The following is a 20360-nucleotide window of genomic DNA, read 5'->3' as shown; positions in this document are numbered from 1 at the left end:
GGGGAGCTGTCCATGGGGGCCATTCCGACGCAATGGGAGACCGCTTCCCGTGCCTCGCAGGCGCCTGCACACGCTTGGGAGACGCCCGTGCCCGTCCAGGAGGGGTCCGTCTCCGAGGAACCCGCACCGTCCGCGGAAGTGATCACACCGTCCGCCGGGGCGCTCGCCCCCGATACGCGTGCGCCGGCCTGCGCGGCGCCCGGGCCCGGCCCCGAGGCGCCCGCGCAGGAGCGTGCGCTGGCGCACGCGACCCTGTCCGGCAGCTCGCTCGCGCCGGGCGCCGCCCGTGCCCTGGTGCGCGCGGCGCTCGACGAATGGGCCGGGTTCGGCCTGGGCGGCGAGCATCTCACCGACCGCCTCACCGACGACGCCACGCTCGTCGTCAGCGAACTCGTCACCAACGCCGTCGTGCACGCCGGCACCGACGTCGAGATGGAGTGCCGGCTGGAAGGCGACGGCCCGGACACGGCCGCGCTCGTCGTCGAGGTCTCCGACCACCACCCCTCGCGCGCCCCGCGCGGCAGCGAGCCGGAGACGCCGCACGACCCCCCGGAGTACGGGCGCGGCCTGCGGCTCGTGGGCGCGCTCTGCGAGGCGTGGGGGATCACGTACCGCACGGGGCGGAAGACCGTGTGGGCGCGGCTGCCCGCCGGGGGGTGCGCGGCGGGCGAGCAGATCGAGGCGTACGCCGGGGAGCACGCGCTGGCACGCGGCTTGCGGGTGGCGGAGATCCTGGCACCCGAACCACGTCAGGGCCACGAGGTGGGTCGGGCCGTACGGGCCTGGCGTGGCGGAGGAGACTTGTGGGACTCGCGTGAGGGAGGCGAGACATGGGACTCACGCGAGGGCGGGGAGGCACGGGACTGGCCCGACGTGCGGGAGTCCCGTGACCTGCGGGACTGGAATGACTTGAGGGACTGGCGGGACCGGCACGAGAGCCACCACGGACGCAACGGACCCGACGGCGCCTGGCTCGGCCGCGGCGCCCTCTCCTTCCTCGCCGAGGCCTCCGACCTGCTCGCCGGTCAGCTCGACGAGGACCTGGTCGCGGCCCTCGCCGGGCAGCTGATCGTGCCCCGGCTGGCCGACTGGTGCGCGGTGTGGCTGGAGGACGAGGCCACCGGCGGCGGCTGGAGCGGCGGAGCCGGCGCGGGCGGACCCCGCCTCGCCCGGGTCTGGCACGGCAGCGAGAACCGCATCGAGGAGCTGCGCCGCGCCCTGGAGAAGGACCCGCCGCAACCGTTCGACCCGACGGGGGCGTCCCCGTTCGAACGCGGTCGGGATCAGGGCAGGTCCGGGCCCGCCGACTACCCCTGGCCCGGCGAGGCGCTCGGTGCCGGCGAGCCCGGCGCGGCCCTCGCGTACCGGCTGGTCGCCGGGGGACGGCCACTGGGCACCCTCGTCATCGGACGCTCCGGGACGGCCGGCTTCCCCGACGAGATCACCGGCCTCGTGGAGGATCTCAGCCGCCGGGTGGCCCTCGCCGTCGGCGCCGCCCGCCAGTACGCCCGCCAGGCCACCATCAGCGCGGTCCTCCAGCGCGGGCTGCTGCCCGGCGCCGTGGCCGAGATCCCCGGCATGCGCAGCGCCCTCGTCTACGAGCCGTGCGACAAGGGCGGGCCCAGCGGCGACTTCTACGACCTGTTCCCGGCCGGCGACGGCCGCTGGTGCTTCGCCGTCGGCGACGTGCAGGGCAAGGGGCCCGAGGCGGCCGTCGTGATCGGCCTGGCCCGGCCCTGGCTGCGGCTGCTGGCGCGCGAGGGCTACCGGGTGGCCGACGTCCTCGACCGCCTCAACCAGCTGCTGCTCGACGACGCCACGGAAGCCGCCGACGCGGCGGCCCGGGCGCTGGTCGCCGCGGGAGCGCGACCGACCCCGCCCGGCGACGGTCCACAGACGCGCTTCCTGTCCCTGCTGTACGGCGAGCTCGTGCCCTTCGACGGCGGTGTCCGCTGCACCGTCGCCTCCGCCGGGCATCCGCTGCCCCTGCTGCTCGGGGCGGGCGGCGAGGTCCACACGGCCGCGCAGCCCCAGACCCTCCTCGGCGTCGTCGAGGACGCCACCTACACCAGCGAGACCTTCGAGCTGCGGTCCGGCGACACGCTGCTGTGCGTCACCGACGGTGTGACCGAGCGCCGCTCGGGCTCGCGCCAGTTCGACGACGGGGACGGGCTCGCCGCGGCGCTGGCCGGGTGCGCCGGGCTGGACGCGGAGCTGATAGCCGAGCGGATCAAGCGGCTGGTGCACGAGTTCGGGGCGCGGCCCCCGGCGGACGATCTCGCGCTGCTGGTGCTCCAGGCGGACTGACCGCGCGGGTGCTGGACAATGGGGGGCATGCCTTCCGCACTGCCCGACGGCGAGCCCGTCCCCGACGACGGCGCGCTGCCCGCGTCCGCGCTCACCGGGGCCGCCGATCGTCCGCTCGGGTTCTACCTGCACGTTCCGTACTGCGCGACCCGCTGCGGCTACTGCGACTTCAACACGTACACCGCGACCGAGCTGCGCGGCACCGGCGGTGTGCTCGCGTCCCGCGACAACTACGCCGAGACGCTGGCCGACGAGATCCGGCTGGCACGCAAGGTGCTGGGGGACGATCCGCGGCCGGTGCGCACGGTGTTCGTGGGCGGGGGGACGCCGACCCTGCTGGACGCCGGTGACCTCGTGCGGATGCTGAAGGCCGTCCGTGACGAGTTCGGGCTCGCGGAGGACGCCGAGGTCACGACGGAGGCGAACCCGGAGTCGGTCGATCCCGCCTATCTGGCGGCTCTGCGCGAGGGGGGCTTCAACCGGATCTCCTTCGGGATGCAGAGTGCGCGGCAGCATGTGCTGAAGGTGCTGGACCGCACGCACACGCCCGGGCGGCCCGAGGCGTGTGTGGCGGAGGCCCGGGCGGCCGGCTTCGAGCATGTCAATCTCGACCTGATCTACGGCACGCCCGGCGAGTCCGACGACGACTGGCGGGCCTCCCTGGACGCGGTGCTGGGCGCCGGGCCGGACCATGTCAGCGCGTACGCCCTGATCGTCGAGGAGGGGACGCAGCTGGCCCGCCGGATCCGCCGGGGCGAGGTCCCGATGACCGACGACGACGTTCACGCCGACCGCTATCTGATCGCGGACGAGGTCCTCTCGGGCGCGGGCTTCGAGTGGTACGAGGTGTCGAACTGGGCGACCTCGGAAGCCGGGCGGTGTCTGCACAACGAGCTGTACTGGCGGGGGGCCGACTGGTGGGGGGCCGGGCCCGGTGCGCACAGCCACGTGGGCGGGGTGCGGTGGTGGAACGTGAAGCATCCCGGCGCGTACGCGGGGGCGTTGGCGGCGGGGCGGTCGCCCGGGGCCGGGCGGGAGCTGCTGAGCGACGAGGACCGGCGGGTCGAGCGGATCCTGCTGGAGCTGCGGCTCAAGGAGGGCGTGCCGCTGTCCCTGCTCAGGCAGGAGGGGCTGGCCGCCTCGCGCACGGCGCTCGCGGACGGACTCCTGGAGAAGGGCCCGTACGACGAGGGCCGGGCCGTGCTCACACTGCGGGGAAGGCTGCTGGCGGACGGCGTGGTCCGCGACCTCGTGGACTGAGCCGGCTCAGTCCACCGGGGCCGTGACGAAGTCGATCAGCTCTTCCACCCTGCCGAGCAGCTCCGGTTCCAGGTCCTTGTACGAGTGGACCCCCGACAGGATTCGCTGCCAGGCCGCCCCCGTGTTCTCGGGCCAGCCCAGCGCCCGGCACACCCCCGTCTTCCAGTCCTGGCCGCGCGGCACCCTGGGCCACGCCTCGATGCCCAGGGACGACGGTTTCACCGCCTCCCAGATGTCGATGTACGGGTGGCCCACGACCAGGGCGTGGTCGCTGGTGACGGACTGCGCGATGCGCCACTCCTTCGAGCCCGGGACCAGGTGATCCACCAGGACGCCCAAGCGCGCGTCCGGGCCGGGGGCGAAGGAGTCGACGATCGACGGGAGGTCGTCGACGCCCTCCAGGTACTCCACGACCACGCCCTCGATGCGCAGGTCGTCGCCCCACACCCGCTCGACCAGCTCGGCGTCGTGGCGGCCCTCGACGTAGATGCGGCCGGCGCGGGCCACGCGGGCGCGTGCTCCGGGGACGGCGACCGACCCGGAGGCCGTGCGGGCGGGACGCGCGGGGCCGCCCAGGGCGGGGCGCACGAGGGTCACCACCCTGCCCTCCAGCAGGAAGCCGCGCGGCTCCAGGGGGAAGACCCGGTGCTTGCCGAAGCGGTCCTCCAGCGTCACCGTGCCCGCCTCGCAGCGGATCACCGCACCGCAGAAGCCGGTCCCCGGCTCCTCCACCACCAGGCCCGGCTCCGCCGCGACCTCGGGCACCGGCTTCGGCTTCTTCCACGGCGGGGTCAGATCGGCGGAGTACTGGCGCATTCGAATGACGATAGGAGAATGCGGACGGCGATCACCGCGACACGCCGAAACGCGCCGCCAGGGCGTCCCGTTGCGCCCGTACGAACTCCGCGTCCACCACCGCTCCGTGACCGGGTACGTACACCGCGTCCTCGCCGCCGAGGGCGAGCAGCTGGTCCAGGGCGGCCGGCCAGTGCGACGGCACCGCGTCGGGCCCCGCCTGGGGTTCTCCGGACTCCTCGACCAGGTCGCCGCAGAACACCACCTCCGGATCACCCGGCACCAGCACCGCCAGATCGTGCGCGGTGTGCCCCGGGCCGACGTTCGCCAGCAGCACCTGTCGGCCACCGCCCAGGTCGAGGGTCCACTCGCCGGAGACCAGGTGGCCGGGCGGGGCCAGCCGCTTCGCCGCCTCCTCGGCCGTGGGCGCCGCCAGGCCGTGCCGTACCGCGTCCGCGCGCAGCTCCTCGCGGTCCCGCACCCGCGTCAGCACCGCGTCCACGCCCACCGCGCCGAACACCTCCGCGTCCGTGCACGCCGCCGCCCCGAAGACATGGTCGAAGTGCGGATGGGTCAACGCGAGATGTGTCACACGGTGACCCGTGAGCGACCGCGCCTGCGCGCACACCTTCGCCCCCTCCGCGAGACTCGAACCCGCGTCGATCATGAGGACCGCGCCCTCACCGGCGACCAGCCCCACCGTGCAGTCCCACACCGGAAGCCGGCACCGCCCCACCCCGGCGGCCACGCGCTCCCATCCGAGGTCTTCCCAAGTCACCGTCATACGGCGACGCTAGCGGTGCGCCCCGCTCGGGGCACGGCACCGCACGACCAGCCTTGCCGGGGGTGTACCCCACCGCCGTACACTGGGCCGGGGAATGCTGGCACTCGCACACGCAGAGTGCCAGGCCGGACCGGCAGGGCAGCAGGCTCAGACATCTGGAGGTGTGCGCGATGCTCAGTGAACGCAGGCTTCAGGTGCTGCGCGCCATCGTCCAGGACTACGTCGGCACCGAGGAGCCGGTGGGCTCCAAGGCCCTCACCGAGCGGCACCGCCTCGGCGTCTCCCCGGCCACCGTCCGCAACGACATGGCGGCCCTCGAGGACGAGGGGTACATCGCCCAGCCGCACACCAGCGCCGGGCGCATCCCCACCGACAAGGGCTACCGGCTGTTCGTCGACAAGCTCGCCGGCGTCAAGCCGATGACCGCGCCCGAGCGGCGCGCGATCCAGAACTTCCTCGAGGGTGCCGTCGACCTCGACGACGTCGTGGCGCGTACGGTACGGCTGCTCGCGCAGCTCACGCGCCAGGTCGCCGTCGTGCAGTACCCGTCGCTGACCCGCTCGACCGTGCGGCATGTGGAGTTGCTCTCCCTGGCGCCCGCGCGCGTGATGCTCGTGCTGATCACGGACACCGGGCGGGTCGAGCAGCGCGTGGTCGACTGCCCGGCGCCCTTCGGCGAGGCCTCGCTCGCGGATCTGCGCGCGCGGCTCAACAGCCGGGTGGCGAACCGCCGTTTCGCGGATGTGCCGAGTCTGGTGGAGGATCTCCCCGAGGCGTTCGAGCACGAGGACCGGGGTACGGTCTCCACGGTGCTCTCCACACTTCTGGAGACGCTCGTCGAGGAGAACGAGGAGCGGCTGATGATCGGCGGCACCGCCAATCTGACCCGCTTCGGTCATGACTTCCCCCTCACGATCCGGCCGGTGCTGGAGGCGCTGGAGGAGCAGGTCGTGCTCCTCAAGCTGCTCGGCGAGGCGCAGGATCCGGGCGTGACCGTACGGATCGGTCACGAGAACGCCCACGAAGGACTCAACTCCACGTCCGTCGTGTCGGTCGGCTACGGTTCGGGCGGCGAGGCAGTCGCCAAGCTCGGCGTGGTCGGACCGACCCGCATGGACTACCCGGGAACGATGGGAGCGGTACGCGCAGTGGCACGGTACGTCGGACAGATCCTGGCGGAGTCGTAGTGGCCACGGACTACTACGCCGTACTCGGCGTGCGCCGCGACGCGTCGCAGGAAGAGATCAAGAAGGCCTTCCGGCGGCTCGCACGCGAGCTGCACCCGGACGTCAACCCCGATCCGAAGACCCAGGAGCGGTTCAAGGAGATCAACGCCGCCTACGAGGTGCTGTCGGACCCGCAGAAGAAGCAGGTCTACGACCTCGGCGGCGACCCGCTCTCGCAGGCCGGTGGCGGCGGCGCGGGCGGCTTCGGAGCCGGCGGCTTCGGGAACTTCTCGGACATCATGGACGCGTTCTTCGGCACGGCGTCGCAGCGCGGACCGCGCTCGCGCACCCGCCGCGGCCAGGACGCGATGATCCGCATCGAGATCGAGCTCGACGAGGCGGCCTTCGGTACGACGAAGGACATCCAGGTCGACACGGCCGTCGTGTGCAACACCTGCAACGGCGAGGGCGCGGCCCCGGGCACCTCCGCCCAGACGTGCGACATGTGCCGCGGCCGCGGTGAGGTCTCGCAGGTCACCCGGTCCTTCCTGGGGCAGGTCATGACCTCCCGCCCCTGCCCGCAGTGCCAGGGCTTCGGCACGGTCGTCCCGACGCCGTGCCCGGAGTGCGCGGGCGACGGCCGCGTCCGGTCCCGCCGCACGCTCACGGTGAAGATCCCGGCCGGTGTCGACAACGGCACGCGGATCCAGCTCGCCGGCGAGGGCGAGGTCGGCCCCGGCGGCGGTCCCGCGGGTGACCTGTACGTGGAGATCCACGAACTGCCCCACTCGCAGTTCCAGCGGCGCGGCGACGACCTGCACTGCACGGTCACGCTCCCGATGACGGCGGCCGCCCTCGGCACGAAGGTGCCGCTGGAGACGCTGGACGGCTTGGAGGAGGTCGACATCCGCCCGGGCACCCAGTCCGGCCAGTCGATCCCGCTGCACGGCCGGGGCGTCACGCACCTGCGCGGCGGCGGACGCGGCGACCTCATCGTCCACGTCGAGGTCCAGACCCCGACCAAGCTCGACCCCGAGCAGGAACGCCTGCTGCGCGAGCTCTCCAAGCTCCGCGGCGAGGAACGGCCCACGGGTCAGTTCCAGCCAGGGCAGCAGGGGCTGTTCTCGCGGTTGAAGGACGCCTTCAACGGGCGGTGACCGGGCGCCCCTCGGGCACCACGAGGCGCTTGTTCCTCTGGTCTATGCCAGTCGGCAGGCCGGTTTCGGAGTTGTTCGGAGGACGTGACAACATGCGGTCATGTCCTCCGCACTGACCGATCTCTTCCCCCTCCCGATCGTGCAGGCCCCCATGGCGGGCGGCGTCTCCGTGCCGCAGCTCGCCGCGGCCGTGTGCGAGGCGGGCGGGCTCGGGTTCCTCGCCGCCGGGTACAAGACCGCCGACGGGATGTACCAGGAGATCAAGCAGCTCCGGAGCCTCACCGGCAGGCCCTTCGGTGTCAACGTCTTCATGCCGCAGCCGGAGTACGCCGACCCCGCCGCCGTCGACGTCTACGCCCACCAGCTGGCCGGCGAGGCCACCTGGTACGAGGCCGAGCTCGGCGATCCGGACAGCGGACGCGACGACGGGTTCGAGGCCAAACTCGTGGTGCTGCGCGACAACCCCGTGCCGGTGGTGTCGTTCCACTTCGGTGTCCCGAGCCGTGAGGTCGTCGACACCCTGCACCGGGTCGGCACCTTCGTCCTGGCCGCCGCGACCACCCCCGACGAGGCCCGGGCCGTGGAGCGGGCGGGCGCGGACGCGGTCATCGCCCAGGGCGTCGAGGCCGGCGGCCACCAGGGCACCCACCGGGACATCCCCGAGACGGACGGATCCGGCCTCGGGCTGCTGTCGCTGATCGCCCAGGTCCGCGAGGCCGTGAGCATCCCGATCGTCGCCGCCGGCGGCATCATGCGCGGCGGCCAGATCGCCGGGGTCCTCGCGGCGGGCGCGAGCGCGGCCCAGCTGGGCACCGCCTTCCTCGCCACGCACGAGTCGGGCGCGAACGCCCTGCACAAGCGGGCCCTGACCAACCCCCTGTTCGTGCGCACGGAGTTGACCAGGGCGTTCTCCGGCCGCCCGGCACGCGGCCTCGTCAACCGGTTCCTGCGCGAGCACGGCCCGTACGCGCCCGCCGCCTACCCCGAGATCCACCACCTCACCTCGCCGCTGCGCAAGGCCGCCGCCAAGGCAGGTGACGCGCAGGGCATGGCGCTGTGGGCCGGGCAGGGGCACCGGATGGCGCGGGAGCTGCCCGCCGGACAGCTGGTCGAGGTGCTGGCCGGGGAACTGGCCGCCGCCCGGGCCTCGTTGACGGGCGGGGGCGTGCTGTGACCGCGCCGGTGTTCGTCGTCGAGCACTTCGCCGCGGGCGGTGGCGGCCGGTACGTCCTCGACGGGCCGGAGGGGCGGCACGCCGTGTCCGTGAAGCGGCTGCGGGCCGGTGAGGACGTCGTCCTCACCGACGGGGCCGGGCGCTGGGCGGACTGCGCCGTGCTCGACACGGAAGGCAAGGACCGGCTGATCCTCCAGCTGGACTCGGTGCACGAGGAGCCTGCGGAGCAGCCCCGGGTCACCGTCGTCCAGGCGCTGCCCAAGGGCGACCGGGGAGAGCTCGCCGTCGAGACGATGACCGAGGTCGGCGTGGACGCGATCGTGCCGTGGGCGGCGGCGCGCTGCATCACGCAGTGGAGGGGCGAGCGCGGCGCGAAGGCGCTGGGCAAGTGGCGGGCGACGGCCCGGGAGGCCGGCAAGCAGTCGCGCCGGGTGCGCTTCCCGGAGGTCGCGGAGGCGGCCACGACCAAGCAGGTCGCCGCCCTGCTGGCGGGGGCGGAGTTCGCCGCCGTGCTGCACGAGAGCGGGGACGCGCCGCTGGCTACGGCCGAACTGCCGTCCACCGGCGAGATCGTGCTGGTCGTGGGGCCCGAGGGGGGCGTGGCGCCGGAGGAACTGGCGCTGTTCGAGGAGGCGGGGGCACAGGCCTACCGCCTCGGGCGCAGTGTGCTGCGCACATCGACTGCCGGGACGGCGGCCGCGGCCGTGCTCCTGGCACGCACCGGACGCTGGTCCTGACCCTCTCGGAGGCACCTGGAACTCGCACAGGTTCGTCTGCTCGTGACCGACTTCTCCGCCTGTTACCACTTCTACGGCGAGGTCCTCGGCCTCAAGCCGCAGTCGGGGGCGGTGCGGGGGCCCTACGAGAAGTTCAGTCCCGCGGTGGGTTCCGCGGGGATCGCGTTGCAGGACCGGTCGATGATGGCCGAGGTGCTCGACGAGCTGGGCGATACGGCGGCGGGCCACCGCTCCCTGGTCGTGCTGCGGGTGGACGGGCTGGACGCGTACTGCGAGGAGATCACGATGCGCGGCGCCACGGTCCTGCACGGACCGGTGCCCATGACGGACCGCATGCGGGTGGCCCATCTCAAGGATCCCGAGGGCAACTTGGTGGAGCTCCAGGAGTGGCTGCTGCTGCGCGGCTGACGCCTTTGCGCCCTACCGCGCGGCCCCCGTCAGTGGCAGGCTCCCCTCCATGGGGGCTTCGACGAGGAATCGGCCGGGACCGCGCGGCCGGCGAGTGGCGGTCGCGGCGACGTTCGCCGTGCTGGCCGTGGGCGGCGCCGTCGCCTGCGAGCCCGGCAGCGTCAGCGCCGCGTCCGTCGCGTACACCACCGACGAGACCGTGACCAAGGAGCTCAACCGGCAGAAGGCGGGCGTGCGGTGGCTCACGTGCACCGCCTCCTACGGGGAGAGCGGCGGGAAGTCGTCACCGTCGGCGCGGGAGCGGACCGTCGCGATCGTCGACTGCGAGGGCGAGACCGACGACGGCAAGGAGATCACCGTCGACGGCAAGGTCACCCACGCGGTGGACGGTGCCTGCGTGCGCGGGAACATCACCGCCAAGGTGGACGGCAAGGTGTGGTTCGAGGTCGACGGGCTCGGCGACTGCAACTCCACCAGCCCGCCGCCCGTCGGCGGGCCCACGAACGGGCAGCCCGGGCCCACCGTCACCGTGACCGTCACACAGACCATCTGGTGCGAGCGCTACCCGGACTGCCGCCCCGTCGAGGGCAAGTGATCCGAACTCTGTCCGCGCGGCGTCGTCCCTGCATAGGGTGATCGGGTGACATCGCCTGCTTACCTCCGGTTCCCCCATGTGCACGGTGACCTGGTCGCCTTCACCGCCGAGGACGACGTGTGGCTCGCGCCGCTCGACGGCGGCCGGGCCTGGCGGGTCAGCGCCGACAACACGCCGGTGACCCAGCCCCGTATCTCGCCCGACGGCACCACGGTCGCCTGGACCTCCACGAGAGACGGCGCCCCCGAGGTGCTCATCGCCCCGGTCGACGGCGGTCCCGCCCAGCGGCTGACGTACTGGGGGAGTCTCAAGACGCAGGTGCGCGGCTGGACCCCGGACGGTGAGGTCCTGGCGATCAGCACCCAGGGGCAGGCGAGCCTGCGCCGCACCTGGGCACGTGCCGTCCCGTTGGACGCCGGCCCGGCCACCACCCTGCCGTACGGGCCGGTCGGTGACATCGCCTACGGCCCGCACACGGTGCTGCTGTCCGCGATGGGCCGTGAGGCGGCCTGGTGGAAGCGGTACCGGGGCGGTACGGCGGGCAAGTTGTGGATCGACCCCGAGGACGACGGGGAGTTCGTGCGGCTGCACGAGGACCTCGACGGCAACATCGAGTACCCGCTGTGGGTGGGGGACCGGATCGGGTTCCTCTCCGACCACGAGGGCACCGGGGCGCTCTACTCCTCCCTCGCCGACGGGTCCGACCTGCGCCGGCACACACCACTCGACGGGTTCTACGCCCGGCACGCCGCGACCGACGGCACCCGTGTCGTCTACTCCAGCGCCGGTGAACTGTGGGTGCTGGACGACCTGGAGGGGGCCGAGCCGCGGCGGCTGGACGTGCGGCTGGGCGGGCAGCGCGTCGACCTTCAGCCGTTCCCGGTGAACGCCTCCCGGTGGTTCGGGTCGGCGTCCCCGGACCACACCGCGCGCGGCAGTGCCGTCTCCGTACGCGGCTCCGTCCACTGGGTCACCCACCGCTCCGGTCCGGCGCGCGCCCTGGCCGCGACGCCCGGGGTGCGGGCCCGGCTGCCGCGGACGTTCCGCGCGGACGGCGAGGAGTGGGTGGTCTGGGTGACGGACGCCGAGGGCGACGACGCCCTGGAGTTCGCGCCCGCCACCGGACCGGCCCCCGGGGCGACTCCGCGCCGGATCGCCGCCGGGCAGCTCGGCCGGGTGCTGGACCTCGCCATGGCGCCCGACGGCAGCCGAGCCGCGGTCGCCTGCCACGACGGCCGCCTGCTGCTCGTGGAGCGGGAGACGGGCGAGGTGCGCGAGGTGGACCGCAGCGAGGACGGTGACGTGTCGGGGCCCGTCTTCTCGCCCGACTCGTCCTGGCTGGCCTGGTCCCACCCCGGCCCGCGGCCCCTGTGCCAGCTGAAGCTCGCCAACACCACCGACCTGTCGGTCACCGAGGCCACCCCGCTGCGCTTCCAGGACTACGCGCCCGCCTTCACGATGGACGGCAAGCATCTCGCGTTCCTGTCGACCCGCTCCTTCGACCCGGTCTACGACGAGCACGTCTTCGATCTGGCCTTCGTGGAGGGCGCCCGGCCGCATCTGATCACCCTGGCGGCCACCACACCCTCCCCGTTCGGGCCGCAGCGGCACGGCCGGTCCTTCGAGACGCCCGACCGGGAGGAGACCCCCGACAGCGAGGGAACCCCCACCACCCGCATCGACCTCGAAGGCCTCGCCGACCGCATCGTGCCCTTCCCGGTCGAGGCCGCCCGCTACTCCGACCTGCGCGCCGCCAAGGACGGCGTGCTCTGGCTGCGCCACCCGGTCGCCGGTGTGCTCGGCGCGTCCCGGGCCACCCCGGACGACCCCGAACCCAAGTCCGAGCTGGAGCGCTACGACCTCGCCCAGCAGCGCATCGAGCATCTCGCCGTCGACGCCGACCACTTCGCCGTCAGCGGTGACGGCAAGAGGGTGCTGCTGTGGACCGACGGGCGGCTGAAGGTCGTCCCCAGCGACCGGCGCGCCTCGAGCGACGACGACAGCGACACCAACATCACCGTCGACCTGAGTCGGGTACGCCAGATCGTCGACCCGGCGGCCGAGTGGCGCCAGATGTTCGACGAGAACGGCCGCATCATGCGGGACCACTTCTGGCGGCCCGACATGAGCGGCGTCGACTGGGACGGCGTCCTCGACCGCTACCGCCCGGTCGTGGAGCGGCTCGCCACCCACGACGACCTGGTCGACCTGCTGTGGGAGGTCCAGGGCGAACTCGGCACCTCGCACGCCTACGTCACCCCGCGCGGCGGACACGGCGGCGGCCCTCGCCAGGGCCTGCTCGGCGCCGACATCTCCCGCCACGAGGACGGCAGTTGGCGGGTCGACCGCATCCTGCCCTCCGAGACCTCCGACCCGGACGCCCGCAGCCCGCTGGCCGCGCCGGGCGTCGCGGTACGCCCCGGGGACGCCGTCGTCGCGGTCGCGGGACAGCCCGTCGACCCGGTGGCCGGGCCAGGCCCGCTGCTGATCGGCACGGCGAACAAGCCGGTGGAGCTGACCATCTCCCCGTCCGGCGGCGGCGACCCCCGGCACGCCGTCGTCGTCCCGGTCGCCGACGAGGAACCCCTGCGCTACCACGCCTGGGTCGCCGACCGGCGCGCCTACGTCCACGAGAAGTCCGGCGGCCGCCTCGGTTATCTCCACGTCCCGGACATGCAGGCCCCCGGCTGGGCCCAGATCCACCGCGACCTGCGCGTCGAGGTCGCCCGCGAGGGTCTGGTCGTCGACGTCCGCGAGAACCGCGGCGGCCACACCTCCCAGCTGGTCGTGGAGAAGCTCGCCCGCCGTATCGTCGGCTGGGCCGTCCCGCGCGGCATGCGCGCCTACAGCTACCCGGAGGACGCCCCCCGGGGCCCCGTCGTGGCCGTCGCCAACGAGTTCTCCGGCTCCGACGGCGACATCGTCAACGCGGCGATCAAGGCCCTGGGCCTCGGCCCGGTCGTCGGCACCCGCACCTGGGGCGGCGTCATCGGCATCGACAGCCGCTACCGCCTCGTCGACGGCACCCTCGTGACCCAGCCCAAGTACGCCTTTTGGTTGGAGGGCTACGAGTGGGGCGTCGAGAATCATGGTGTGGACCCGGACGTGGAAGTCGTGCAGCGCCCCCAGGACTACGTGGCGGGCAAGGACACCCAACTGGACGAGGCCATCCGACTGGCACTGGAGAGCCTGGAGGCAGCACCTGCAAAAACGCCCCCAGGCCTGCCCACTTAAGGGGCGCGGGGAACGGCGCGACCAGCCACAACGCACCCGCACCCGACGACGATACGATGCCCACGTCGGACCGCACCGGCCCAACCCTCGGAGGAGACATGGCAGGGGAGCCACAGGAAGACTGTCTGTTCTGCAAGATCGTCGCAGGCACCATCCCGGCGACCATCGTCCGCCAGACAGAGACCACCATCGCGTTCCGCGACATCAACCCCCAGGCCCCCACCCACGTCCTGATCATCCCCAAGGCGCACCACGAGAACGCCGCCGCCCTCGCCGCCGCCGACCCGGCGCTCACCGCCGACGTGCTCCGCGAGGCCCAGGCCGTCGCCGACGAGGAGAAGCTCGACAGCTACCGCCTCGTCTTCAACACGGGCAGCGGCGCCGGCCAGACGGTGTGGCACGTGCACGGCCACGTGCTCGGCGGCCGCGGCCTCGAATGGCCCCCGGGGTAGTCCGCCTTGTCCGTACGTGAACTCGTGGTCCTCGGCACCGCCAGCCAGGTCCCGACCCGGCACCGCAACCACAACGGCTACCTGCTGCGCTGGGACGGCGAGGGCATCCTGTTCGACCCCGGCGAGGGCACGCAGCGCCAGATGCTGCGCGCCGGGGTCGCCGCGCACGACCTGAACCGGATCTGCGTCACGCACTTCCACGGCGACCACTCCCTCGGTCTCGCCGGGGTGATCCAGCGCATCAACCTCGACAAGGTGCCGCACGAGATCACCGCCCACTACCCCCGCTCCGGGCAGCGCTTCTTCGACCGGCTCCGGTACGCCACGGCCTACCGTGAGACCGTCGGCATCACGGAGGCTCCGGTCGACGCCGACGGGCCCCTCGCCCGTACGGACGGATACACGCTTCAGGCCCGGAAGCTGTCGCACCCGGTGGAGTCGTACGGGTACCGGATCGTCGAGCCCGACGGCCGCCGCATGCTGCCCGAGCGGCTCGCCGAGCACGGCATCAAGGGCCCGGACGTCGGCCGCATCCAGCGCGAGGGCTCGCTCGGCGCGGTCTCGCTGGAGGACGTCAGCGAGGTACGGCGCGGGCAGCGGTTCGCGTTCGTCATGGACACCCGGCTGTGCGACGGCGTGTACGCGCTCGCCGAGGGCTGCGACATGCTCGTCATCGAGTCGACCTTCCTGGACGAGGACGAGGAACTGGCCGTCGAGCACGGGCATCTGACCGCCGGTCAGGCCGCGCGGGTGGCCCGGGACGGCGGCGTACGGCACCTCGTGCTGACCCACTTCAGCCAGAGGTACACCGTCCCTGACGAGTTCGAGCGGCAGGCGCGGGCCGCCGGGTACGAGGGAGAGCTGACGGTGGCGCACGATCTCCTGCGGGTGCCGGTTCCGAAGCGTCGGTGAAGCGGCCGTACGATGAATTGATGTCCCTCCCCAAAGCCGAACTGCACCTTCACATCGAAGGCACCCTGGAACCGGAACTCGCCTTCGAGCTGGCCGCGCGCAACGGCGTCACGCTGCCCTACGCCGACACGGACGCGCTGCGCGAGGCCTACCGGTTCGAGGACCTGCAGTCCTTCCTGAACCTGTACTACGAGCTCATGGCCGTCCTGCGCACCGAGCGGGACTTCGAGGACCTCGCGAACGCCTACCTCGAACGCGCCGCCGCGCAGGGCGTGCGCCACGCGGAGATCTTCTTCGACCCGCAGGCCCACACCAGCCGCGGGCTGGAGATCGGCACGGTCGTCGAGGGGCTGTGGCGCGCGCTGGGGAGCAGCGAGGCCAACCACGGCGTCTCGACCCGGCTGATCCTGTGCTTCCTGCGTGACGAGTCCGCCGAGTCGGCCCTGGCCACCCTGGACGCCGCCAAGCCCTACCTGGACCGGATCACCGGTGTCGGCCTCGACTCGGCCGAGGTCGGGCACCCGCCGGTGAAGTTCCGCGAGGTGTACGAGGCCGCCGCCGCTCTCGGGCTGCGGCGCGTCGCCCACGCGGGCGAGGAGGGTCCGCCCGAGTACATCACCGAGGCGCTGGACGTCCTCGGCGTCGAGCGGGTCGACCACGGGCTGCGCTGCGTGGAGGACCCGGCGCTGGTGGAGCGGCTGGTGCGCGACCGGGTCCCGCTGACGCTGTGCCCGCTGTCCAACGTCCGGCTGCGCACGGTCGACACCCTCGCCGACCACCCCCTGCCCGCCATGCTGGAGGCCGGCCTCATGTGCACGGTCAACTCCGACGACCCGGCCTACTTCGGCGGCTACGCCGGCGACAACTTCGACGCCGTGCGCGCCACCCTCGGCCTCACCGAGAAACGGCTGCGGGAGCTCGCCCGCAACTCCTTCCTCGCCTCCTTCTTGGAGGACGACGAGGAGCTGCGGGCGCGGTACCTGGCCGAGGTGGAGGCGTACACCTTCGGATAGCTCCGGGCAGGTCTCAGAGGACCTCCGACCCCGCCTTGCCGTAGGCGCGCTGGGCGGGGACGGCGGCGGCCTCGACCGGGATCTCCACCACCGGCTGCTCCGGGGCGCCGATCTCGGGGATCGCGCCGGTGGGCGTGCCCGTGGCGGCGGCGACCAGGGCGGCCGGGTGGCCGCCGCGGCGGCGGATCGCGCCGGGCAGCAGCGGCCGTCCGCCGGTGTGCAGGGCGACGGCGGTCATCGGCAGGGCGATCACCAGCAGCCCGGCGCCGAGCACCGCGCCCATGACCGGGAACCCGGCCTGCGCCGACAGCACGCTGCCGGTCAGCGGCCCGGCGGCGGTACCCAGCGAGGACGCCGAGCCGACCAGCACCGCCCAGCGGCCGCGCGGGTCGAGCGAGGCGGCGAGCCCGATCAGGTACGACAGCACCACCGGGTAGAGCGTGTTCCACGCGATCTCGCCGGCCGCGAAGCTCCCCAGGTCGGTCGCGGAGGCGCTGAGCGCGATGCAGGCGGCGATGAGGACGGTGCCCCCGCCGATGGGCACGGCACGTCCCAGCCGGGCCCCGAGGGCGCCCGCCGCGAGGACACCGGTCAGCCCGGCGCCCAGTCCGAGGGCGAAGACGGCACCGACGGTGGCCTCGCCCAGGTGCGCCTGCTCCAGGCCGATGCGTCCGCTCACCCCCCACAGGGAGTTCTGGGCGAGCGACCAGCACACCATGGCACCGGCCAGCACCAGCCCGGAACGGGCGTGCGGCAGCCGGGCCTTGGCCTGCCGTGCGGGCGCGGCGGGCGTTCCGACGGGGAGGCGGCCGGTCAGCGGCCACACGGCCAGGGCCGTGAGGGCGATCGCGGCGAGGGGCAGACCGTGCCCCGGGCCCAGGTGAGGCACCGTCAGATACACGGCGCCCGCGAGGGCGGAGACGCTGAGCAGGCCGGCCGTGGAGGCCCGGTGGGGGTCCCGCTGGGCTGCGATCAGGGTCGCGGCGACGGTGGTGGCCGTGCCGGAGCCGAACCCGCCGACCATCGCACCGGCGACGACAGCGGGAATCGCGGTGGTCAGGGCGGCGCCGCCGTAGCCGAGCAGGGCCAGGGCGAGGCCGAGCCGGGCGAGGGCGCGGGCTCCGACCCGTTCGACCCGTGAGGCCAGGACGAATCCGGCGGCGGCCGAACTCAGCAGCAGGGCGCTGCCGACGGCGCCGGCCTGCGTGGCGGAGAGCGGAAGGTCCGAGTCGAGTCTGCCCACGGTGGTGGGCAGCAGATACGGAGCGAGGTACCCGGCCGTAAAAAGGGCGACGAGGGGCCAGGGAGTGGTGCGGGGGGCGAACACGGGCGTTCCCAGGGCATGCGAAAGGAGCGGGGAGAAAAGGGGATTGGGCGACGACCGTCGACGGACAGGAACGCGCGAGCAATTTGTATCAAGCACGTAGACGCACACGGGAACCCGGGGCGTGTGATCTGGAGCACGTTGCGTTTGGGGTGGTGAAGCCCGGGTAAACGAATGCCCTTTGTCAGGCGTCGCCGGACTCCCTTGCTCGTGTGCGAGTTCGGGGTCAGCGTCTCGTACGGCCCCTCGGCCCCTGGAGCCGGGCCGGACGATTGACGTTCGCATATCAAACCCTCATTCTCATATATGGATGGGGTCTCTATGGGGAGATGGGGGACGGCCGAGCAGGCAGGACCCCGCCCGCCGACCTGGCCGCACACACCGCCGGACTCGACCTCGTAGGAGCCGCCCTGTGAACCTCACCATCGCCGACGTACGGCTCACGCCGATCCTGGTCGCGGACCCGCCGCTGCTGAACACCCAGGGCGTGCACCAGCCGTACACGCCCCGGCTGATCGTCGAGGTCGTCACGGTGGACGGGATCACCGGCGTGGGGGAGACCTACGGCGACACCAAGTACCTGGAGCTGGCCCGCCCCTTCGCCGAGCGGCTGAAGGGACGCCAGGTCAGCGATCTGAACGGCCTGTTCACAGTCGCGGACCAAGTCGCGGTGGACGCCTCCCGCGTCGAGAACGCCGTCGACGTCGGCGGGCTGCGCGGCGTCCAGACCGCCGACAAGCTGCGGCTGTCCGTCGTCTCCGGCTTCGAGGTCGCCTGCCTCGACGCCCTCGGCAAGGCGCTCGGACTGCCGGTGCACACACTGCTCGGCGGCAAGGTCCGCGACGCCGTCGAGTACAGCGCCTACCTGTTCTACAAGTGGGCCGGCCACCCCGAGGGCGTACCGGCCGAGAAAGACGACTGGGGCGCCGCCGTCGACCCGGCGGGAGTGGTGGAGCAGGCCCGGCGGTTCACCGAGCGCTACGGCTTCACCTCCTTCAAGCTCAAGGGCGGCGTCTTCCCGCCCGGCGAGGAGATCGCGGCCGTACGGGCGCTCGCCGAGGCGTTCCCGGGGCACCCGCTGCGGCTCGACCCGAACGGCGCCTGGTCCGTGGAGACGTCCGTGCGGGTGGCCCGGGAACTCGGGGACGTCCTGGAGTACCTGGAGGACCCGGCGCTCGGCACACCCGCCATGGCCGAGGTCGCCGCGCGCACCGGGGTGCCGCTCGCCACCAACATGTGCGTGACGACCTTCGCCGAGATCGAGGAGGCGTTCACACGGGACGCCGTGCAGGTCGTGCTCTCCGACCACCACTACTGGGGCGGGCTGCGCAACACCCAGCAACTCGCCGCCGTCTGCCGCGCCTTCGGCGTCGGCGTGTCGATGCACTCCAACACCCACCTCGGCATCTCGCTCGCCGCGATGACCCACGTCGCGGCCACCGTCCCCGACCTCCACCACGCCTGCGACTCCCACTACCCCTGGCAGTCGGAGGACGTCCTCACCGAGCGGCTCACCTTCGAGGGCGGCAAGGTGGCCGTGTCCGACGCGCCCGGCCTCGGGGTGGAGCTCGACCGCGAGCGGCTGGCCGCACTCGCACCGGCGGTGGCTGGACGACGACGGCGCCCTGCGGGACCGCGACGACGCGGCGGCCATGCGGATCACCGACCCGCAGTGGGTGACACCCGCGATGCCCCGCTGGTAGCGCCCACTGAGCACGCCGGAGGAGTGCGCGCGAGGGCCCGGCGCGAGCTGACGGGACAGGTGGGCCCGGCGTGATCGGCGTCACGTTGTCGGTGTCGTGGTGCAGACTGGCCTGGTCCGCACCACGTCAGGGAGCGCATCGTGATCGCGTCCACCGCCCCGGCCGGAAAGGGCCCGGCCGGAAAGGGATCGCACCGCCAGAGCCAGGTCGATCCCCTCGCCCCGCTGCGCAGGCCGGACGACCCGCCCTGGGACGTCTACCTCACCGGCACCGTCTTCCTGGACATCATCTTCACCGGCCTCGACTCCGCCCCGGTGCGCGGGACGGAGTCCTGGGCGCGCGGGATGGGGTCGAGCCCCGGCGGCGTCGCCAACATGGCGACCGCCCTGGCCCGCCTCGGCCTGCGTACGTCCCTCGCGGCGGCCTTCGGCGACGACCACTACGGCGACTACTGCTGGGACGCCCTGGAGCACGGCGAGGGCATCGACCTCTCCCCGTCGCGCACGGTGCCCGGCTGGCACTCCCCGGTGACCGTCTCCATGGCCTACGAGGGGGAGCGCACGATGGTCTCGCACGGCCACGAGCCGCCCCCCGAGGAGCCCGCACCCGCCTGCCCGCCACGCGCGCGTGCCGCCGTCGCCTCCCTCGCACCCGGCGTGAGCGCGCCCTGGATCGCCCAGGCCGCGAGCAACGGCACCCGTGTGTTCGGCGACGTCGGCTGGGACGACACCGGCGCGTGGGATCTGGCGCGGCTGCCCGACCTGCGGCACTGCGAGGCGTTCCTGCCGAACGCGGAGGAGGCCATGCGGTACACCGGCGCGGACTGCCCCCGGGCCGCCGCCCACGCCCTGACCGACTACGTACCGCTCGCGGTGGTCACCCTCGGCGCGGACGGGGCGTACGCGGTGGACCGGCGGACGGGTGAGACGGCTGAGGTGCCGGCCATCGCGGTCGAGGCGCTCGATCCGACCGGGGCAGGTGACGTGTTCGTCGCCGGTTTCGTGGCCGGGACGCTGGCGGACTGGCCGCTGGCGGACCGGCTGGCCTTCGCCGGGCTGACGGCGGCGCTGTCGGTGCAGGAGTTCGGGGGATCGCTGTCGGCGCCGGGGTGGTCGGAGATCGCGGCGTGGTGGCGGGAGGTGCAGTCGGTCGAGGGGCAGTCGCCGGCGGCCCTGGAGAGGTACGGGTTCCTGGCGGGGCTCGTCTCGGAGGAACTGGTGAGGCCCTGGCCGCTGCGGCGCGCCGTCCCCACGATCGGCTTCCGCCGCTCCGCATGACGCCCGGTGAGAACCCCGCCCCCAAAACCCCTACGGCGTTGTCACTCCCCCGTCGTACCCTG

Annotated in this window: 16 protein-coding genes and 1 pseudogene; 14 read left to right on the top strand and 3 right to left on the bottom strand. The window is 73.2% G+C overall.

Annotation, left to right across the window (positions count from 1 at the left end):
- Positions 1 to 12: 12 nt before the first annotated feature.
- Both ACIRDU_RS04275 and hemW read left to right on the top strand, forming a co-directional pair.
- Entirely contained in the window at positions 13 to 2307 is a 2295-nt protein-coding gene (locus ACIRDU_RS04275) for a SpoIIE family protein phosphatase (RefSeq protein ID WP_403574179.1), read from the top strand.
- A 27-nt stretch (positions 2308 to 2334) separates the two neighbouring features.
- Positions 2335 to 3567, top strand: a complete 1233-nt coding sequence (gene hemW, locus ACIRDU_RS04270) for a radical SAM family heme chaperone HemW (RefSeq protein ID WP_403574176.1) — start codon at positions 2335 to 2337, stop codon at positions 3565 to 3567.
- 6 nt (positions 3568 to 3573) lie between these two features.
- Here the strand turns inward: hemW and ACIRDU_RS04265 are convergent, their stop codons facing one another.
- Both ACIRDU_RS04265 and ACIRDU_RS04260 read right to left on the bottom strand, forming a co-directional pair.
- Positions 3574 to 4383 carry a DUF3097 domain-containing protein gene (locus tag ACIRDU_RS04265; RefSeq protein WP_403574173.1) on the bottom strand — a complete coding sequence of 270 codons (810 nt, stop codon included), beginning with the start codon at positions 4381 to 4383 and terminating at the stop codon, positions 3574 to 3576.
- 31 nt (positions 4384 to 4414) lie between these two features.
- A complete protein-coding gene (locus tag ACIRDU_RS04260; RefSeq protein ID WP_403574171.1) occupies positions 4415 to 5146 on the bottom strand; it encodes an MBL fold metallo-hydrolase in 732 nt (243 codons plus the stop codon).
- 170 nt (positions 5147 to 5316) lie between these two features.
- Between ACIRDU_RS04260 and hrcA the strand changes: the two genes are divergently transcribed.
- The 10 genes from hrcA to ACIRDU_RS04210 all read left to right on the top strand — a co-directional run bounded on the left by hrcA (position 5317) and on the right by ACIRDU_RS04210 (position 15994).
- On the top strand, positions 5317 to 6333 hold the full coding sequence (gene hrcA, locus ACIRDU_RS04255) for a heat-inducible transcriptional repressor HrcA (RefSeq protein ID WP_403574168.1): 1017 nt from the start codon (positions 5317 to 5319) through the stop codon (positions 6331 to 6333).
- A complete protein-coding gene (dnaJ, locus tag ACIRDU_RS04250) occupies positions 6333 to 7469 on the top strand; it encodes a molecular chaperone DnaJ (protein ID WP_403574166.1) in 1137 nt (378 codons plus the stop codon). Before hrcA ends, dnaJ begins: the two co-directional genes overlap by 1 nt.
- Positions 7470 to 7569: 100 nt before the next feature.
- Positions 7570 to 8643 (top strand): nitronate monooxygenase, encoded by a 1074-nt coding sequence (locus tag ACIRDU_RS04245; protein ID WP_403574164.1) that lies wholly within the window; start codon positions 7570 to 7572, stop codon positions 8641 to 8643.
- Positions 8640 to 9380 carry a 16S rRNA (uracil(1498)-N(3))-methyltransferase gene (locus ACIRDU_RS04240; RefSeq protein WP_403574162.1) on the top strand — a complete coding sequence of 247 codons (741 nt, stop codon included), beginning with the start codon at positions 8640 to 8642 and terminating at the stop codon, positions 9378 to 9380. The genes ACIRDU_RS04245 and ACIRDU_RS04240 overlap by 4 nt, the downstream gene beginning before the upstream one ends.
- 15 nt (positions 9381 to 9395) lie before the next feature.
- Complete coding sequence (locus ACIRDU_RS04235) at positions 9396 to 9788, top strand: VOC family protein (RefSeq protein WP_403575141.1); 393 nt, start codon at positions 9396 to 9398, stop codon at positions 9786 to 9788.
- Positions 9789 to 9837: 49 nt separating this feature from the next.
- Complete coding sequence (locus ACIRDU_RS04230; protein WP_403574159.1) at positions 9838 to 10383, top strand: hypothetical protein; 546 nt, start codon at positions 9838 to 9840, stop codon at positions 10381 to 10383.
- Between the two features lie 45 nt (positions 10384 to 10428).
- Positions 10429 to 13617 (top strand): S41 family peptidase, encoded by a 3189-nt coding sequence (locus tag ACIRDU_RS04225; RefSeq protein WP_403574156.1) that lies wholly within the window; start codon positions 10429 to 10431, stop codon positions 13615 to 13617.
- 98 nt (positions 13618 to 13715) lie between these two features.
- The gene (locus tag ACIRDU_RS04220; RefSeq protein ID WP_352095882.1) at positions 13716 to 14069 is read left to right on the top strand and encodes a histidine triad nucleotide-binding protein; all 354 of its coding nucleotides are present in this window, start codon (positions 13716 to 13718) and stop codon (positions 14067 to 14069) included.
- Between the two features lie 6 nt (positions 14070 to 14075).
- The gene (locus ACIRDU_RS04215; RefSeq protein ID WP_403574153.1) at positions 14076 to 14981 is read left to right on the top strand and encodes a ribonuclease Z; all 906 of its coding nucleotides are present in this window, start codon (positions 14076 to 14078) and stop codon (positions 14979 to 14981) included.
- A gap of 20 nt (positions 14982 to 15001) precedes the next feature.
- Positions 15002 to 15994 carry an adenosine deaminase gene (locus ACIRDU_RS04210; RefSeq protein WP_403574150.1) on the top strand — a complete coding sequence of 331 codons (993 nt, stop codon included), beginning with the start codon at positions 15002 to 15004 and terminating at the stop codon, positions 15992 to 15994.
- A 13-nt stretch (positions 15995 to 16007) separates the two neighbouring features.
- Here ACIRDU_RS04210 and ACIRDU_RS04205 read toward each other — a convergent pair whose 3' ends face one another.
- A complete protein-coding gene (locus ACIRDU_RS04205; protein WP_403574147.1) occupies positions 16008 to 17321 on the bottom strand; it encodes an MFS transporter in 1314 nt (437 codons plus the stop codon).
- Positions 17322 to 17730: 409 nt separating this feature from the next.
- On the opposite strand from ACIRDU_RS04205, the pseudogene ACIRDU_RS04200 reads away from it, so the two are divergent.
- Positions 17731 to 19021 (top strand): annotated as a pseudogene (locus ACIRDU_RS04200) (glucarate dehydratase family protein).
- A gap of 140 nt (positions 19022 to 19161) precedes the next feature.
- A complete protein-coding gene (locus tag ACIRDU_RS04195) occupies positions 19162 to 20298 on the top strand; it encodes a carbohydrate kinase family protein (protein ID WP_403574144.1) in 1137 nt (378 codons plus the stop codon).
- Positions 20299 to 20360 lie beyond the last annotated feature (62 nt).

The organism is Streptomyces sp. NPDC093598 (genome assembly GCF_044764825.1).
Lineage (GTDB): Bacteria > Actinomycetota > Actinomycetes > Streptomycetales > Streptomycetaceae > Streptomyces.
This window is presented reverse-complemented; position numbering and strand designations above follow the sequence as displayed.

Excerpts from the sequence above, each read along its gene's own strand:
- hemW (WP_403574176.1), top strand. The coding sequence starts at position 2,335 with ATGCCTTCCGCACTGCCCGACGGCGAGCCCGTCCCCGACGACGGCGCG.
- ACIRDU_RS04210 (WP_403574150.1), top strand. The coding sequence starts at position 15,002 with ATGTCCCTCCCCAAAGCCGAACTGCACCTTCACATCGAAGGCACCCTG.
- ACIRDU_RS04230 (WP_403574159.1), top strand. The coding sequence starts at position 9,838 with ATGGGGGCTTCGACGAGGAATCGGCCGGGACCGCGCGGCCGGCGAGTG.
- ACIRDU_RS04245 (WP_403574164.1), top strand. The coding sequence starts at position 7,570 with ATGTCCTCCGCACTGACCGATCTCTTCCCCCTCCCGATCGTGCAGGCC.
- hrcA (WP_403574168.1), top strand. The coding sequence starts at position 5,317 with ATGCTCAGTGAACGCAGGCTTCAGGTGCTGCGCGCCATCGTCCAGGAC.
- ACIRDU_RS04265 (WP_403574173.1), bottom strand. The coding sequence starts at position 4,383 with ATGCGCCAGTACTCCGCCGATCTGACCCCGCCGTGGAAGAAGCCGAAG.
- ACIRDU_RS04220 (WP_352095882.1), top strand. The coding sequence starts at position 13,716 with ATGGCAGGGGAGCCACAGGAAGACTGTCTGTTCTGCAAGATCGTCGCA.
- ACIRDU_RS04275 (WP_403574179.1), top strand. The coding sequence starts at position 13 with ATGGGGGCCATTCCGACGCAATGGGAGACCGCTTCCCGTGCCTCGCAG.
- ACIRDU_RS04260 (WP_403574171.1), bottom strand. The coding sequence starts at position 5,146 with ATGACGGTGACTTGGGAAGACCTCGGATGGGAGCGCGTGGCCGCCGGG.